This window comes from Cytobacillus sp. Hz8, assembly GCF_042263505.1.
Lineage (GTDB): Bacteria > Bacillota > Bacilli > Bacillales > Cytobacillaceae > Bacillus_BE.
In genome coordinates, this window is record NZ_JBHKFI010000023.1 from 56,628 (window position 1) to 75,261 (window position 18,634).

Here is an 18,634-nt window from a genome sequence, read left to right on the forward strand (position 1 = left end):
AACACCATAAGCAAATAGTTCCACTCTTCCTATCTCTTCTTTAACAAGGCGCTAATTAATGAGTATTTAGACCTAACGAAATCAGCAACTCTAATTTCCTCTAATTTGACATTGTTTCAATTAATATTAAAATAACTTATGTTGGAACTTTTAGAGCCACGAAGGATTAAGGCACTGTTAAAAACTGAGACGCATGGGCATCACCCTGAAATTGTTTATTAGAAAAAAATAGATTCATAGTTTAACCAAAAAGCTATCGAAGAATTTTTTTTTTGGAAAAACTACGAATCTCCTAGGGAATTTCCAGATTCACCCTAATTTAATTGCTAAAGGAGAAATATACACAAAAAGGTGGGAAAATAGATGATTGATAAGCTGGTTAGGAAAACAATAAAGCTATTTAGACCAACCAAAGCCAATACATATAAAAAAACATTATTTATGAAGAAAAATAATAATCTCCTCGACATAAGTGGAGAGCTCGACCGTACCTATAAAGCAAAGGAATTGTGGCTTTCTACGAGCTTGAAGGAGCCCGGATTTAAGCTTTCTGAAATTCACCCTTCCTCGCGGTTCAAATTTGAGGTCGATTTGCAGACCTTTGATGAAAAAATATCGCAAAATCGTTATGTTTTTTATTTAAAGGTTCAGGTTTTACAAGAAACGACAGCACCGGAACGGTATGAAAAGCTAAAAACGAACGCTACTGCCAAAGAAGTTACTCGAGCAGATGGCCGGTCTGCGATTGAATATTTTATTCGCTTGGGAAAATTTAAGAATACTCAATTTGAAGCGTATGAGCCATGGATCTTTGCTCAGCATAAGGCCTATGCGTATATCAATACGAAGGGATTTATCTCCTTAGTAGTGGATTTGCCCATCAATATTAAGCCAAAAGCAAAAATTCACCGAATTAAGTCCAGTCAGGATCAATTTTATGTGAATGGAGAAATCCTCGCAAAAAGCTCAAGAATCCGTTCCGCTGAGATTGTATTAACAGGTCGGGAATCAGGGGAGAAATATCGAGCTCCAATCACTTTCCATCTTAATCAGGAAAAAGCCAAGAAGACCTACGGCTATTCCTATTATCATTTTGCTGCAGCCCTTAATTTGAGAACGATTGCAGATGGAGATCCATTAAATGAAGATATTTATGATTTTTACTTGGATTTTCAGCAGAATAATCAACCAGAGACCATGACAATACGTTTAGGATCTCCAAGTCCACATGCGAAAAAATATTCCAAGCCGGCACAAATTGAAGCAGGAGATAGCCTTTATACAGCGACTCCGTATTATACGATTAAATATTTCAATCTATCTCTGCAAATTGATCGCTTTGAAAAGGAAGCCTTCCTATATTTAAAAAAGATGATGAAATGGGCTTGGGCGATCCGACCATTCTATAGAGCCCGCAATATTTGGTTAGTCGGCGAACGACCATATAAGGCACAGGATACAGGCTTTCACTTTTTTAAGTATATGAGAACGAGCCATCCGGAAAAAAATGTGTATTACATTATCGAAAAGGGTTCTCCTGAACTGAAAAATGTCGAACCCTTTGGGAATATTCTCTACTTCGGCACAAAAAAACATATTAAATATACGCTCATGGCGCGCAGGATCTTTGGCTCCCATCATGCCGATTATTTGTATCCGATGCGAATTGACAATTTAAAGAAAAAGGTCAAAGCAAAGAAGGTCTTTTTACAGCATGGAGTTATGGGAACAAAGAATACCGAGCATTTCTATGGAATAAATTCTCCAAGCTTTCATACCGATTTATTCATCGTGAGCTCCGACTATGAAAAGCAAATTATCTTACGGGACTTTGGCTATAACACGAAACAAGTGAAGGTCACAGGTTTGTCGCGTTTTGACAGCTTGCTTGCTGGTGATGTGGAAACGAAAAGACAATTGCTTATCATTCCAACGTGGCGTGAATGGATTGTGAGTGATGAAAAATTTTTAGAAAGTGAGTACTATGCCCGTTATCGTGAGCTTGTATTTCATCCGTATTTACAGGAACTAAAAGAAAAGTATGGTTTTGAAATTGTCCTTTGCCTTCACCCGAACATGCAAGTGTTTACACCATTCTTTAAGGAGGCACCTGTTCGTATTGTCAATCAGGGTGAAATTAATGTTCAATATTTACTCAAAGAAAGTGCCATGATGATTACGGATTACTCCAGTGTGGCCTTTGATTTTAGTTTTATGGATAAGCCGGTTCTCTATTATCAGTTTGATCGCGAGCGTTTTATCGGGAAGAAGCCGTCCCATCTGGATTTAGATCAGGATTTACCAGGAGAAATTGTGTATCAATTGGATGAGATTTTGGTCCTTGTTGAAGGCTATGCTAAAAATGATTTTGCGATGAAGGCGGAATTTAAAAAACGCGCATCTAAATTTATTAAATATCGTGATTTGAAAGCCTGTGAACGAATTTATCAGGCATCTTTAAGAATTCATCGGATCAGAAGGTCACCAAAGCAAGTATTATCGCAAAGTAATATTGTAAAAAAATTCTATAAGCGGTTCCGTAAAAGTAAATTTTATTTCCCAGTGATGAAGCTTCTATATAAAATCGCAAAAAAAGTGCTGCCGGTGGATGAGAATCTGATTGTGTTCGAAAGTGGCTTAGGGAAGCAATATTCCGACAGTCCGCGTTTTATTTATGAAGAGATTGTGAAACGGAAGCTTCCATATAAAAAGGTTTGGGTCTACAATGGCCGGATGCGATTTAAGGATAAAAATACGTTCATGGTCAAACGTCTTAGTCCCAAATATTATTATTATTTAGCAAAAGCAAAGTACTGGGTGAATAATCAAAACTTCCCAACATATATCATCAAGCGTCCGGGAACGACCTATTTGCAAACCTGGCATGGAACTCCACTGAAAAAAATGCTATTTGATATCGAAAATGTTCAAGGGCGAACAGATGATTATGTGGAACGGGTCTACAAGGCATCGAGGACTTGGGATTACCTAGTCTCTCCAAGTCCTTATGCGACCAAAGCCTTTAAGAGTGCTTTCCATTATGAAGGCAATATCCTAGAGCTAGGTTATCCGCGCAATGATTTATTTTATCGTAAGGATCACTTCCGTGTTGCCCAAAAAATACGGAAAAACTTAAGAATTCCTAATGATAAGAAAGTGGTTCTCTACGCACCAACATTTCGTGATAATCAGACGAGTGGAGGGAACAATAAGTTTTCCTTTGACCTTCAATTTGATTTAGAAAAAATGAAGCAGGAATTAGGCGATGAGTACGTTCTTCTCCTTCGTATGCATGTCGTAATTAAGAATCGGATCAAAATTCCAGAGGATTATAAGGATTTTGTACGGGATGTGTCCAATTATCCAGATATTCAAGAGCTATACTTGATTGCGGATGTCTTGATGACAGACTATTCATCAGTTATGTTTGATTTTGCAAATTCGAAGAAACCGATTCTTTTCTTTACGTATGATTTAGAGTTTTATCGTGATGAGTTAAGAGGCTTCTATTTTGACCTTGAAAAGGAAGCCCCGGGACCATTGCTCAAAACAACGGAAGAGATTATTCAAGCATTACAAACAATTGATCAGGTCCAAGAGGAATATCGCGAAAAATATGAAAAATTTTATCAGCAATTTTGTATATTAGAGGACGGTCAGGCAACCATTCGTGTGGTTGATAAAGTCTTTTGTTCCTAACGAAGAGGCGAGTGCTTAGCACTCGCCTCTTTCCTTTTGCTCTCCCTGAATGACTGGCTAAAAAAAGTCAATAATAGTGAGTAAGACAATTTTTCCTTAATAAATAAAGGATTATACCCCCTCAGTTCCCGAATGGGGACCTTAGTCTTCATCGGGAAAAATAATGCTAAAGGTGGGAGCAATCGTGCGGACATTCATCCAAAAGGTTATTCGTCTATTTCGACCTAGAAAAAAAGTGAATAAATTGAAAAAAAGCTTAATCATCACAAAAAGTAATAATACTCTTTCCGTCTCAGGAGAACTGAATGGTGCATATAAGGCAAAGGAATTATGGATGGCACAAAGTCTTAACCAGCCAATGATCAGGCTTGCTGAAATTCCTCCATCTTCCGAATTTACCTTTGATGTTGATTTACATAAACATGAGACCAAGCTTGTGCAAGGAAGATATGGTTTTTATGTATTGATTCGGGTTGCTGAAGAGGATTTAAGTGAGAATAAGCGAGAGAATCTTAAGAATAACTCAACCGCCAAGGAAATACAGCGTGAAGATGGCGGAGTAGATATCGAATATTTGATACGCCTGGGGAAATTCGCACATACGAAATTCGAAGCTTATGACCCGTTTATTTTTCAAGAACAAAAGGGTTATGTCTATATTAATCGCAAAGGATTTATCACTTTAGCACTCGATGTGCCGATAAATATTAAGCCTAAGGCAAAAATTTATGAGATCAAGTCTGTGAATGATCATTTCTATATGAAAGGAGAAATCCTATCGGAGGCATCGAAAATCAATCGGGCTGAATTCATCTTAATTGGACGAGAGTCTGGCTTGAAGTATCGTGTTCCAGTAAGAGTAGACTTTGAGCGGGAGAAGTCAGAGGAAAAATGTGGTCATCATTATTTTCTTTATCATGGGGAGCTGCAACTTAAAACCATTGCTGATGGAAAGCCATTGAATGAGGATATCTATGATTTGTACCTAAACTTTGAATTAAATAATCAGCCGGAAGCGGTCATAATTCGTCTTGGAAAACCAAGCTATCATGCCAAGCGATACTCCAAACCGGCACAGATTGGAGCGGGAAAAAGTATTTTTACGGCAACGCCCTATTTCACCATTAAGCACTTTAACCTCTCCCTGCAAATCGATGAATTTGATAGAGAGACCTTCTGGTATTTAAAGAAAATGATGAAATGGGCGTGGCTGCTTCGGATTTTTTACAAAAGAAATGATATTTGGTTAGTGGGAGAGCGTCCCTATAAGGCGCAAGATACCGGTTATCATTTTTTTAAATATATGAGAACGCATCATCCTGAGAGAAATGTCTATTACATCATCGAAAAAAATTCACCAGAAGTTAAAAGCGTCGAGCCTTTAGGAAATCTTCTTTATTTCGGGACAAAGAAGCATATTAAGTACACGCTGATCGCGACGAGAATTTTCGGTTCCCATCATTCGGATTACCTTTATCCGATGCGGGTCGCTGCGATTAAAAAGAAGATCAAAGCGAAGAAGATTTTTCTTCAGCATGGGGTTATTGGCACGAAAAATACCGTCCACTTCTATGGGGTTCATTCTCCAAGCTTCCATACGGACTTATTCATTGTGAGCTCTGATTATGAAAAAGAAATCATTCGTCGAGATTTTGGCTATGATACTAGGCAGGTGAAGGTTACTGGTTTGTCTCGCTTTGATAGCTTACTTGCCGGTGATGTGTTGGTCAAACGGCAATTACTCGTGATCCCGACATGGCGGGAATGGATTGTGAATGATGAAAAGTTTTTAGAAAGCGAGTACTTTGCACGCTATCGCGAACTAGTTCATCATCCGTATCTTCATGAGTTGTCCAAAAATCTTCAATTTGAGATCGTGCTTTGCCTGCATCCCAACATGCAAATGTTTACCTCCTTCTTTAAGGATGCCCCTGTACGGATTGTCAATCAGGGTGAAATCGATGTCCAATATTTGTTAAAGGAATCTGCGATGATGATTACGGACTATTCAAGTGTTGCCTTTGATTTTAGCTTTTTGCACAAGCCGGTTGTTTATTATCAATTTGATCGCGAACGATTTATCGGAAAGAAGCAATCCCATCTTGATTTAGATCTCGATTTACCAGGAGAAATTGTTTACGAAATCGCTGATATTTTAAAATTAGTCGAAAGCTATGCGCAGCATGATTTTACTATGAAGCCAGAGTATATGAAACGCGCCTCAAAGTTCTTGAAATATCGCGATCAGAATGCCAGCAAGCGAATTTACGAGGCGGCCCTTCATATTCCTCATATTCGGCAGCCATTGATAAAGCGCGTTGCACGAAATCGCTATGCGAAAGCCATCTATCGTCGCTTCCGAAAGGGCAGATTCTATTACCCTGTTATGAAAGCCCTCTACAATATTGCACGCAGAGTTTTACTGGTAGATGAGCAGCTAATGGTATTTGAGAGCGGGGTAGGGAAGCAGTACTCCGATAGCCCGCGTTATATCTATGAGGAAATTGTCAAACGGAAGCTGCCGTACAAAAAGGTATGGGTCTATAATAAAAAGATTCGCTTTAAGGATCGTAAGACAATTATTGTGAAGCGTTTGAGTCCGAAATATTATTATTACTTGGCAAAAGCGAGGTACTGGGTAAACAATCAAAACTTCCCAACCTATATGAAGAAACGTCCCGAAACCACTTATTTGCAGACCTGGCATGGAACACCGTTAAAGAAGATGCTTTTTGATATTGAGAATGTTCAAGGTCGGACAGACGATTATGTAGAACGCGTGTATGGCGCGACAAAAACTTGGGATTACTTGGTTTCTCCAAGCCCTTATGCAACCGAAGCCTTTAAAAGCGCCTTTCATTATGAGGGGAATATTCTTGAAGTAGGCTATCCACGTAATGACCTGTTCTATCATAAGGATAAGGAACGGGTAGCGAATAAAACTAAATCTGTCCTCAAAATCCAAGCGGATAAGAAGGTTATTCTATATGCACCGACCTTCAGAGATAATCAAACAAAAGGCGGTGCCAACAAGTTTTCTTTTGACATTCAATTAGACTTGGAGAAAATGAAACAGGCGTTGGGAGATGAATATGTTCTCCTCCTCAGAATGCATGTTGTAATCAAAAATAAAATCAAAATTCCAGCAGAATTACGTGACTTTGTGCTGAATGTATCGAATTATCCAGATATCCAAGAGCTTTATCTCATCACTGATATTCTGATTACCGATTATTCATCCGTCATGTTTGACTTTGCCAATACTAAAAGACCGATTCTCTTCTTTACGTATGATTTGGAATTTTACCGTGACGAGTTAAGAGGCTTCTACTTTGATTTGGAAAACAAGGCTCCGGGACCATTGCTCAAGACGACTGATGAGCTGATCACAGCGATGAAATCAATCGAAAAAGTGCAGGAAGAGTATAAGGAAAAATACGATCAATTTTACCATCAGTTTTGCAGTCTTGAAGATGGTCATGCCACAGAGCGAGTTGTAGATGCCGTGTTAGGGGAAAGGCACCATTCTTAGAGAAGGTGCCTTTTTTTATTGGGTGAAAGAAAGGATGTCTATCGATGTCGAAATTTCGATAGCATAAAAGCCATAAGTACTAATACGATATAAAGGTACTAGCTCTATTTGCAAGTTGTAGGATCCTTTATTAAAATATATGATAATATCTAGAAGACACATTCTTTTCTTATTTTTCCAGTGGTTTCTATTTACCTTTTTGCACTAGATATACTAGAATAATATGTGGAGAAGCAAGGTTTGCAGAAAGATAGATTTCATCTTGTAGGAGGCGTATTTGATTAAATAAGAAGGAGCATATCCAATTGCACAACCCAACTTTGTCAGAAAAAGTGAGCTAGCAACAGGTCTCAATAATGGGTAAACACTCGAAAGTAGCAGCATCTGAATGTGAATATGTTACTATTTTTTGGAATTTTTATGTTTTTGCGTGACATATTTCATCTCTTCAGTTATGATAATGGATATGTTTTAGATGATGATTTTGAACCAGTCTTAATAAAATTTCTTGCCATTCATATATGTGTTTGTTATAATGAAATGTCGTGACACAAGAATTGATTTTATCAAGATGCACACTGTAAACAAAAAATGAATGATATTTTATTAGATTGTAGGTACTAAGGAAGGTGGATCAGATGCGTAATTTCTTTGCAAATAAACAATTTGTTATTCGCAAGCCTCTTGTTTTTTTCCTTTTAGCAGCTGTACTCCTTTGGATAAAAACGTATGTAGCTTATCTAGCCGAGTTTAATTTAGGTATTGATAACTCAATGCAAAGATTCTTATTGTTTATCAATCCGATAAGTTCTTCTTTGTTTTTCCTTGGAATTGCACTACTAGCCAAAGGGAAAAAATCGATTAAGTGGATTCTTATTATTGACGCTTTAATGTCATTTTTATTATATTCAAATATCGTCTATTATCGGTTTTTCGCTGATTTTATCACATTACCGACTCTTACCCAAACGAAAAACTTTGGGGATTTAGGTCAAAGTGTTTTCGCGCTATTAAAACCTTACGATATTCTTTATTTTATCGATATTGCCTTTTTACTAGTTCTTGTATTCGCGAAAAAGGTTCGTGTTGATGAATCCAAACCAGGTCGGTTCAAAACAGCGACTGTCTTTCTTGTGGCACTTGGTGTTTTCTTTGCAAACCTAGGCTTAGCTGAAGTTGACCGTCCGCAATTATTAACTAGAACATTTGACCGTAACTATATTGTGAAATATTTAGGAATGTACAACTACACGCTTTATGATGCATACCAAAGCTCAAAAGCTTCTGCACAGCGTGCTTTAGCGGATAGTTCAGATATCGTGGACGTACAAAACTTTACTAAAGCGATGTACGCAAAGCCAAATCCGGAATATTTCGGCAAGGCAAAAGGGATGAACGTGATTTATCTGCACCTGGAGTCATTTCAAAACTTTATGATCAATTATAAATTGAATGGAAAAGAAGTCACTCCATTCTTAAACTCATTAACACATGATTCAAACACATTATATTTTGATAACTTTTTCCATGAAACTGGACAAGGAAAAACGGCAGATGCTGAGTTTATGTTAGAAAACTCATTATTTGGCTTGTCTCAAGGCTCAGCTTTCTCAACAAAGAGTCATAACACATTCCAAGCAGCACCAGCTATTTTGGGTCAAAAGGGATATACTTCAGCCGTGTTCCATGGTAATACGAAATCCTTCTGGAACCGTGATGAAATCTATAAATCTTTTGGATTTGATAAGTTCTTTGACTCAACCTATTTCAATATGAGTCAGGAAAATGTGGAAGGCTATGGCTTAAAGGATAAACCATTCTTTAAAGAAGCAATGCCTTATTTAAAAACGGTAAAACAACCATTCTATACGAAATTTATTACATTAACAAACCATTTTCCATATCCTCTAGATAAAGAGGAGGCAACAATTGAGCCTCAAACGACCGGCGATAAATCAGTGGATAACTACTTCCAAACCGCTCGTTATCTTGACGAGGCCATTGAGCAATTCTTTGGCTATTTGAAGGAAGCTGGTTTATATGATAACACAATGGTTATCTTATATGGAGACCACTATGGCATCTCTAATAACCATAATAAAGCAATGTCTCAAGTACTTGGAAAAGAAGTCAATGACTTCGAAAGTGCTCAATTACAACGTGTACCATTATTTATCCATGTCCCTGGAATTCAAGGAAAAGAGATGGACCAATACGGTGGCCAAATTGACCTTCTTCCAACGGTATTGCATTTATTAGGAATCGACTCTAAGGAATATATCCAATTCGGTTCTGATTTATTATCAAAACAACATAGCCAAGTTGTTCCATTCCGTGATGGCAACTTCGTAACAAACGAAATTACAGCGATTGGCAATAAATATTATGATAATAAAACAGGCGAACTAGTCAAGGAAAATGATAGCATCAAACAAGCCGAAGACTTAGTTCAAAAGAAACTAGAACTCTCTGACAAGGTTGTCAGCCAAGATCTCTTACGTTTCTATAATCCGGCTGGATTTACAAAGGTGGACCCAACGAAATACAATTACACCAACCCAAATCCAGTCAACTCTGATGATGATAGCTCAGATTCTGATGGTGGAGAACAGTAATTCTTTTCAAAAATAAAGCTGATGAGGCCTGAGGGTCTTATCGGCTTTTTTTGTTTTATTGGGGATGTTGGCTGGAATTTGTGGGAGGTAGATGTTTTTTTAAGAAAGGCGGTTATTGAGGGGAATGACGATCATTAGAAGGTAAAGCTACCATGGCAAGGTTGTTTATCAAACACGAAGAAAATCCTATCCAAATCCAAATTTTAACCATCCATCCAAGCTAATCCTAATAATCCCCTAGCTTTCCGCACCACACGCACGATCTCAGCCTCAAGCCCTAGAAATTTTTACACACAAGGTCTATTTTACTTTTGCAAAATAAGTATTATTGTAAGTGGAGGATAAATTGTATAGAATAATAATAGGGGCAAATTGGGTAAATTCGGCAGATTCTTTCCCACCTATTATTTCGAGAAATGAGTTCAAAGGTTGAAACTTTTTTCTTAAATTATCGTATTAATAATATCGAAAGAAGGCAGGAGTCGATGGTTATGAACCCGTTTTTATCTTTTCTCATTCGGACATTTTTCGCTATTCCCACGACGATCGTGGTATGGCTTGTTAGTTATTTTGCCCTTGAGCAAACGTTTTTCCTATCAACCGTGTTTGCAATTGTTGCTGGAGCAATCGTCTTTTATATGATCAAGGCGATTTCCAAGACGCGCTTTATTAAAAGAAATGGGCTGACACGTAAGGAATTTGGATATATTGAAACCAATCTAGAAGAAGCAAAAAGAAAAATCAATCGTTTGAATAAAGCACTTTTTTCCGTGCGCAGTGTTGCCTCATTTAAGCAAACGATTGATATTGTTCGAATTTCGCGCAAGATCTACAGCATTACGAAAAAAGAACCAAGACGCTTTTACAAGGCGGAGAAATTTTACTTCTCTCATTTAGATTCCATTGTGGAATTGTCTGAGAAATATGCTTTTTTAGTTTCTCAACCTAAGAAGAATATGGAATTAGAGAATTCATTACGTGACACAAGATTAACGATCGAAGAGTTAACAGATACATTAGAGAAGGATTTGTACGAGGTTTTATCGAATGATATTGATGAGTTGAATTTTGAATTAGATGTAGCAAAAAAATCCATTAAGACCTTCAATGACAGGGAAGATGAAAGCAGGAGGATAAAATGAGCGAGGAGAAACAACCCATATTAAAAGAAAGCACCGTTTCCTTTGATGATCTATTAGCAAATCCGTTTGGAGATGAAACAGAGCTATTTGCCAAGCCCGCTCCTCAAATGGTTCAAGATAAACCACCAAGATTGATTGATATTTTGCCAGAGGAAAATAAACAAAAGGCAATGCAATTATCGAAGCAGATTGACCCGACCAATCATCAAGCGGTCATCTCTTATGGGACGCAGGCTCAGGCCAAGCTTCTTACTTTTTCCCACTCCATGCTCGAGCATGTCCAGCAAAAGGATATTGGGGAAATTGGCGAAATTATTGGCGATTTGATGAGAAAGCTCAGTGATATCAATCCAGATGAATTAACCCAGGAGAAGAAGGGACTTTTCTCTAAGATGTTTGGCAAAATATCCGGGTCCATTCAAGAGATTTTATCCAAATATCAAAAAACTGGAGCGCAAATTGATCGCATTACAGTGAAACTGGATCGCAGCAAAAATGGACTTATGAGCGATATACAGCTACTTGATAAGCTGTATGAAAATAATAAGGATTATTTTCACGCTCTAAATATATTTATTGCAGCAGGTGAATTGAAGCTGGATGAGATGCATGAAAAAACCATTCCTGAGCTAAAAAGGAAGGCGGAGGCATCCCAGGACCAAATGGCCTTTCAAGAGGTCAATGATATGATGCAGTTTGCGGATAGACTCGATAAACGCTTGCACGACTTGAAGCTAAGCCGTCAAATCACGATTCAAAGTGCACCACAAATTCGCTTGATTCAAAATACAAATCAGGCGCTTGTGGAAAAAATTCAGTCATCGATCATGACAGCCATCCCACTCTGGAAAAATCAAGTTGCGATTGCCTTAACACTCATCAGACAACGACACGCGGTGGAAGCACAAAAGCAAGTTTCGAAAACAACGAATGAACTTTTATTAAAAAATGCTGAAATGCTGAAAACAAATACGATTGAAACAGCAAAAGAAAATGAGCGCGGACTGGTTGATATTGAAACCTTAAAGAAAACACAAGCAAACTTAATTTCGACGCTGGAAGAAACGTTAAGAATTCAAGAAGAAGGCCGAACTAAACGCCGTCAGGCTGAGAATGAACTAATCTCTATGGAAAATGAATTACGTGAAAAACTGCTGAACCTAAAGGGCCCACAAAATTCTTAAAAAGTGGTAATCCTGAGGTAGACTGAAGGGAGCTGTTCCTAGGACAGACTCCCCTTTTTTAATAATATCAGTATTTATATGCTTGCCCCTTTTTTGTATTGAGGATATAGAAATTGCATGAAAACGTGCCGGAGTGTGTGAAAAACAGGAAAAGCGATCACGAAATTAAAAACAGAGATTCTATTTTTCTATATTTAAAGAGGATCTCTATCCGAAATTTTAAAGCCTCTTATAAAGTGAAACTTCCATCAGTGGGGGGGTTCGACGCACAGGACATGAAGCGTGCAGACGTTGTGATTGACGTCGCGCTTTTAGTCTGCCATTCATCCCCCACTGATGGTTAGTCACGCAGAGCCTGATTGATTTTTCTAATGGCTGAATCCCAAAGAAAAATCTTATTTCACTTATCACGCTCATAACGCCACGTCCTGTGGCTTCACCTGACTAGGACCTTAATCCCTCGTCGGACCTTTACGGACAGTTGATCTCCCACTTATCTTCTTCGTTTTCTCAGAAGGGAGTCTTATTGTCCGTTAAGAGTGGGATAAATCTACGAGAGCAGCCACCTCAACCAATCCCACCTTAAAAAAACATTTCGTAAAGCAAAAATTTATGCACTCGAAAGATTATTTGGGTAAAATAGAAATTAGCATAGTTTAGCTGGAGAGGAGAACTTCTATGAGTGAGCCATTGAGAAAAGAAGCTTCGCAACTTGAAGGCGCAGATCGAATTTGGACTCGTGATTTTATTTTAATTTGTTTGGCGAATTTTTTTGTCTTTTTAGGGTTTCAAATGACCTTGCCGACGATTCCGCTTTTTGTGGAGCATTTAGGTGGGAATGACCAACTAATCGGTTTTGTTGTCGGAATTTTTACTTTTTCGTCTCTTTTGATTCGCCCTTATGTGGGTCAAGCTCTTGAAACAAGAGGGAGAAAGTTTGTTTATTTAACTGGTCTTTTTGTGTTTGTCATTTCGATTTCCGCTTATTCATTTGCAGGAAGCATATTGTTTTTATTCCTCATGAGGATTGTTCAGGGACTGGGTTGGGGCTTTTCAACAACGGCCTCTGGGACGATTGCGACAGATTTCATTCCACCAAGTAAACGTGGGGAAGGCATGGGATATTACGGTTTATCAGGAAATCTTGCCTTGGCATTCGGTCCATCGTTGGGCTTGACGCTTGCGGGTTCGCTAACCTTTTTCCAGCTGTTTTTAATTTGTGCGGCACTTGGATTGACCGCTTTTCTTCTTTCTTCAAAAATCCGCTATAAAAAGGTCGAACCACATCATGCGGTTAAAACGAGCACTAAGAAATTCGATCTTTACGAAAAAAGTGCGCTTCCGCCATCCGTGCTGATGTTCTTTATTACGGTTACATTTGGGGGAATTGCTTCGTTCCTTCCCTTGTATACAGCTGAAAAAGAAATTTCAGGCATCCAAATTTATTTCTTTTTATATGCTTTGGCGTTATTGATTACCAGAACCTTTGCTGGAAAATTGTATGATCGAAGAGGACATACAGCAACTTTCATTCCTGGAGCTATTTTGATAGTGGGCGCGATGACTCTTCTGGCTTGGCTTCCAAATACAGGGGTTCTGTATATCGCTGCGATTCTATATGGTTTAGGATTTGGAACCATTCAACCGGCATTGCAGGCTTGGTCTGTAGAGGAATCTCCGCAAAATCGAAAAGGGATGGCAACTGCTACCTTTTACTCCTTTTTCGACTTAGGAATTGGCGTTGGTGCGATGTTCTTCGGGCAAATTGGACATTTGCTTGGATATAGCAGTATCTACATAACTTCCGCCATCTCTGTTGTGATTGCGATTTTGATTTATCTCTTCTTATTGATGAGAGGCCGTGCCGCTGGTGCCGCATAATCCTTCAGCATTTACCGATAAAAAAAGGATCTGACTCTGTTCGTCAGATCCTTTTTCATGGAATTACTTCCCGTCAAAAACTTCATTCCACTTTTCTTTCATTCTTTTCCCAAGAATAATCGTCGCATCGATGCCTTCATCAATTTTCTTCTTCCATTTTGGACTTTCTTCTTTAATATAACCACCGATTTCTTTTGCCGTCTTCTTAACTTGTTCGGTTTTCTTATCGATTTCTTCCGCCTGCTCCTGCTTGGTTTCTTCTTTTTCATTCAAACGAGTGCTGGCAGCTTCGACATTTAGAGAACCTGGTTTTTCGTACTTTATGGCCTTCTCCATGATGGAGCGGAAAATCGGAACGACCGTTTGTGAGCTGCTTGTTGATAAATAATGCTGTTGATCCGTTTTATCATAGCCCAGCCAAACGGCCCCAACGAGATTAGAGGTGTAGCCGACAAACCACTGATCCTTCGTACCATTAACGCTCCATGGGACCTGGGTGGATCCCGATTTACCGGCAATTTGGACACCGGATATATTAGTGGCTTTCCCTGTTCCGTTCTGTACGACATCTAAAAGCATGGATGTCATTTCTCTTGAGACGGCTTTACTTGTTACTTTCGTCGATTTTTCTTTTCGTTCCGCAATAATATTTCCTGTAGGCCCGACGATTTTTTTGATCAAATGCCCGTCATATTTTTTTCCTTCATTCGGGAAGGTGGAGTAGGACTCTGCTAATTGTAGAGGAGAAATCCCCTGATGCATGCCACCCAGTGCAATTCCTAAATAATGATCTTCTTTATCTAAAGGAATTCCGAATTTTTGCAAGGAAGCCATTCCTTTATCCAGACCGATTTTGTCTAATAACCAAACGGCTGGGACATTCAAGGATTCTTCGACGGCTTTATACATTGGCACTTCACCGGAAAAGGTCTTATCAAAGTTCTCCGGTTTATAGTTGCCAAAGGCCATTTCTTCATCTTTCAGAATAGAAGTATATTTATAGCCTTCCTCAAGTGCGGGAGTATAGACCGCGAGCGGCTTCAACGTAGACCCAGGCTGCGCTTTAATTTGGGTAGCCCGATTAAATCCACGGAAAACATAATCCCCCCGACCACCAACGAGTGCACGAACACCGCCCGTTTTCGGGTCAAGCAGGACGGAGCCACTTTGAACTAAGGTAGAATCTCCACTGCTTGGGAATAGGTAATCATTTTTATATACATTTTCCAAGGAGGATTGAAGGTTTTGATCCATTTCGGTGTAAATGCGATAGCCACGGGTCAAAATTTCATCCTGTGTTAAGCCATATTTCGTTATCGCTTCATTTAAAACTGCATCGGTGTAATAAGGATAGTCTCTTTTAATATAGCTTCCACCGCCATCCTCCAACGTAATTTTTTCATCAATCGCCTTTTGATATTCCTCTTCTGAAATATAGCCATATTGTTTCATTTGTCCAAGGACGACATTTCGCCGTTTAATGGCCTGGTCATAATGCCTGTTTGGGTCGTAGGCAGATGGCGCTTGCAATAAACCGGCAAGCAACGCTGCCTCACTAATGGACACATCCTGAATATTTTTATTGAAATATTTCTTAGAGGCTTGGTCAATTCCGTACGCCCCACTGCCAAAATAAACCTGATTTAAATACATTTCGAGAATTTCATCTTTCGTATAATGCTTCTCAATTTCAACGGCTAAAAATAATTCCTCAATTTTCCGTTTGTAGGTTTGTTCCGGTGACAGTAAAGCGTTCTTTGTGAGCTGTTGCGTTAAGGTACTCCCGCCACCGGTAATTTCTCCAGCAAAAAAGTTGTTGAAGAGAGCGCGGAAAATTCCGCTAAGATCAAAGCCGTTATGTTGATAAAAACGGTGATCCTCAATTGCCACAACCGCATTTTTAACATGATCCGGAAGGTCTTTAACGGAAATACCCTCTGTCCGGTTCGTCGATATCTTCCCTGCCACATCCCCGTCTTTATCATAAATAACAGCTGCTTGATTTAGTCCTTTTTTCAGCGATTCCACATTTGCTGATTTGGCCATAATCGCAAAAAATACAATCATTACTAAAATAAATGTTAACCCTATGAGTAAAAGGATCTTGGTTATATGCTTTCTCTTCCAAAACAATCTAAAAGCTTCCCAATAAGATCGCAATCGTTCTTTCATTTGTATAGACCTTTCTTCCTTCAATTTGTAAGCAACCTATCCATTATTTCATTTTAACTGTTGCTGCCCAAGCTGTCACTTTTAGAAAAAATGAAATTTGCCAAAAAGGGGCCTGTTCTTCTAATTAGACGGTCGATCGAGAGGATTTGATACATGAAAGGAGCAAAAACTGCTTTAAAAAATTGATGAATTGTTTGGATACTTTTCCTCTTTTCAACAAATGATATGGAAACAATAGGTCCAGTTGCTTTTTAAATTTTTTGCAGAGGGCAAAGGCTTTAAAAAGGTTGGAAGGGCGATGGGAATGAAGAGGATTGCGATAGTGCTTGCCGTTTTACTCATGATGATGACCGGGGAGAATGCTTTTTCTTTGAGCGGGATGGCCATTGATGAGGAATTATCACCAACAATGCAGGTTCGAATTCTGGAAACAACGGATTTGCATGCGCATTTAATGGATTACTTGTATAAAGAAGGAAAGCCATCCGTGGAGTTAGGACTAGTAAGAACGGCATCCTTAATTAGGCAGGCGCGGAGAGAGGCGCCAAATACACTGCTTTTTGATGATGGAGATTTGCTGCAGGGCAATGCGCTCGCGGACTATGTTGCCAATGAAAAAGGACTGATGCCGGGAGAGGTTCACCCCGTCATAAAGGCGATGAATTTATTGCATTATGATGCCGCAACTTTCGGCAATCATGAATTTAATTATGGACTTGAATTTTTAAATGATGCCATTGAGGAAGCCAATTTTCCTTACGTGAATGCCAATATTTATGTGGATGACCATAATGATCTCGAAATAGACGATGTTCATTATTACAATCCTTATGTGATTTTGAAAAGGACGATGGTTGATTCGAAAGGGAAAAAGCATAAGCTGAAAATTGGGGTACTTGGTTTAGTGACACCATTGATTATGTACTGGGATAGGGGAAAATTAATTGGAAATATCAAGGTGAAAAATATTGCACAAACTGCTGAAAACTATATTCCGATTATGAAACAAAAAGGCGCGGATATCATTATTGTTCTAGCACATAGCGGGATCGAGGCTGGTATTTCCGCCAATAATGATATCGAAAATACTATTTATCCTTTAAGTAAGGTACCAGGCATGGATGCGATTCTTTACGGGCATACCCACCATGTTTTTCCTGATGAAAATCGGACTTTCACCATTGATGGAATTGATATGAAAAAGGGAACCATTAACGGTGTGCCAGCCGTGCAAGCAGGGCGCTGGGGAAGTCATTTAGGAATCATTGACCTTCAGCTCGAAAAAATAAACGGGAAATGGCGGATCGTCCACTCCCAATCCTCCACACGCCCTATCGCTAAAAAAGTGGGTGGAAAAAGTATTCCCCTTGTTAAGCCAAGTGCCACTATTTTAAAAGCGGTAAAAAGAATTCATGAGGAGACACTGAAGAGAACTCAACGATAATTTTTAGGAAAAAATGCTTGGGACTCCAAGCATTCTTTCTAGGCTGTTACATCAATTCTTTAATGGAAAATAGGTGATGCTTCTCGAAATCACTAATAATATTAGAAGGCAGTAAAGTGCGTAACTGTTGTTTTGTCGCCCAAAGAAAATCAGAGTGTTCTTCTGAGAGAACGATTTTCTCGTTTTGGGTTTGACATAAATATGTAATGACTACCACTTGTCTCGTGGGCTCGGTATGGAAGGTAGATGCAAATAAGACTCTTTCAACTGTAACATCAATTCCGACTTCTTCCTGAATTTCTCGTTTTAAGGCATCTTCTAAATCCTCACCAAAGTCCAGCTTTCCACCCACACACTCCCAGGTCCCACCACCAACTCTGTCATTCAAGGACCTTTTCACAATTAATACTTTTCCCTTATAGAAAATAACTCCTTTTACGACTACGATTATTTGATTTGCATTTGACATGTATCGTCACTTCCTATTGAAATTTAGCTTTTATTATTTTTGGTGCTTTTATGAAAATGTCTTTTTTCAAAAAGGAGGAAGTTGGGATTTTTTTATTATCGTGATTGGAATTGCAGTTTATTCGCGACTTTTAAAATTTACTCGGGAGAATAGGACTTTTATTTGTGACTTCCAAATTTATTTGTATTGTTCATGAAAAATCAATTCATTAGCGAAAGCCAGATATTCCTTGTGAAAAAGCACCTTTATCTCGCCCTCTTTTTCATCCCATTTTTGAAAAAACAAAAATGCTCGCGGAAATCCCAATTTATTCGCGAAAATAAGACTTTTATTCGCGACTTTTAAAATTTACTCGCGAAAATAAGACTTTTATTGATGACGTAAAATAGTTTGTGTAAGAAAAATCATAGACAAAAAAAAGAAGACAAAGTACTCTCGGTTTGTCCAGAACCTTAATGAGAGGAGACTTTGTCTTATGTCTAACACTAATATACCT

9 protein-coding genes are annotated in these 18,634 nt (G+C 38.7%); 7 read left to right on the forward strand and 2 right to left on the reverse strand.

Features of this window, described 5'->3' with window-relative positions:
• Positions 1-363: 363 nt before the first annotated feature.
• The 6 genes from ACE38V_RS20545 to ACE38V_RS20570 all read left to right on the forward strand — a co-directional run bounded on the left by ACE38V_RS20545 (position 364) and on the right by ACE38V_RS20570 (position 14,053).
• Complete coding sequence (locus tag ACE38V_RS20545) at positions 364-3,699, forward strand: CDP-glycerol glycerophosphotransferase family protein (protein ID WP_375844251.1); 3,336 nt, start codon at positions 364-366, stop codon at positions 3,697-3,699.
• Positions 3,700-3,883: 184 nt separating this feature from the next.
• Positions 3,884-7,231: a CDP-glycerol glycerophosphotransferase family protein gene (locus tag ACE38V_RS20550; protein ID WP_375844252.1), complete on the forward strand. Its 3,348-nt coding sequence runs from the start codon at positions 3,884-3,886 to the stop codon at positions 7,229-7,231.
• Positions 7,232-7,869: 638 nt separating this feature from the next.
• Entirely contained in the window at positions 7,870-9,846 is a 1,977-nt protein-coding gene (gene ltaS / locus ACE38V_RS20555) for a lipoteichoic acid synthase (protein WP_375844254.1), read from the forward strand.
• A 491-nt stretch (positions 9,847-10,337) separates the two neighbouring features.
• Positions 10,338-10,988 carry a 5-bromo-4-chloroindolyl phosphate hydrolysis family protein gene (locus ACE38V_RS20560; protein WP_375844255.1) on the forward strand — a complete coding sequence of 217 codons (651 nt, stop codon included), beginning with the start codon at positions 10,338-10,340 and terminating at the stop codon, positions 10,986-10,988.
• Positions 10,985-12,172, forward strand: a complete 1,188-nt coding sequence (locus ACE38V_RS20565; RefSeq protein ID WP_375844258.1) for a toxic anion resistance protein — start codon at positions 10,985-10,987, stop codon at positions 12,170-12,172. The genes ACE38V_RS20560 and ACE38V_RS20565 overlap by 4 nt, the downstream gene beginning before the upstream one ends.
• 678 nt (positions 12,173-12,850) lie before the next feature.
• Positions 12,851-14,053 (forward strand): MFS transporter, encoded by a 1,203-nt coding sequence (locus tag ACE38V_RS20570; protein WP_375844259.1) that lies wholly within the window; start codon positions 12,851-12,853, stop codon positions 14,051-14,053.
• Positions 14,054-14,116: 63 nt separating this feature from the next.
• On the opposite strand, the gene ACE38V_RS20575 is transcribed toward ACE38V_RS20570, so the two are convergent.
• Positions 14,117-16,225, reverse strand: a complete 2,109-nt coding sequence (locus ACE38V_RS20575; protein ID WP_375844273.1) for a transglycosylase domain-containing protein — start codon at positions 16,223-16,225, stop codon at positions 14,117-14,119.
• Positions 16,226-16,529: 304 nt separating this feature from the next.
• Between ACE38V_RS20575 and ACE38V_RS20580 the strand changes: the two genes are divergently transcribed.
• Positions 16,530-17,669, forward strand: coding sequence for a metallophosphoesterase (locus ACE38V_RS20580; protein ID WP_375844261.1), 1,140 nt, complete (start codon positions 16,530-16,532; stop codon positions 17,667-17,669).
• A 46-nt stretch (positions 17,670-17,715) separates the two neighbouring features.
• Here the strand turns inward: ACE38V_RS20580 and ACE38V_RS20585 are convergent, their stop codons facing one another.
• The gene (locus tag ACE38V_RS20585; RefSeq protein WP_375844263.1) at positions 17,716-18,138 is read right to left on the reverse strand and encodes an NUDIX hydrolase; all 423 of its coding nucleotides are present in this window, start codon (positions 18,136-18,138) and stop codon (positions 17,716-17,718) included.
• Positions 18,139-18,634: the final 496 nt, after the last annotated feature.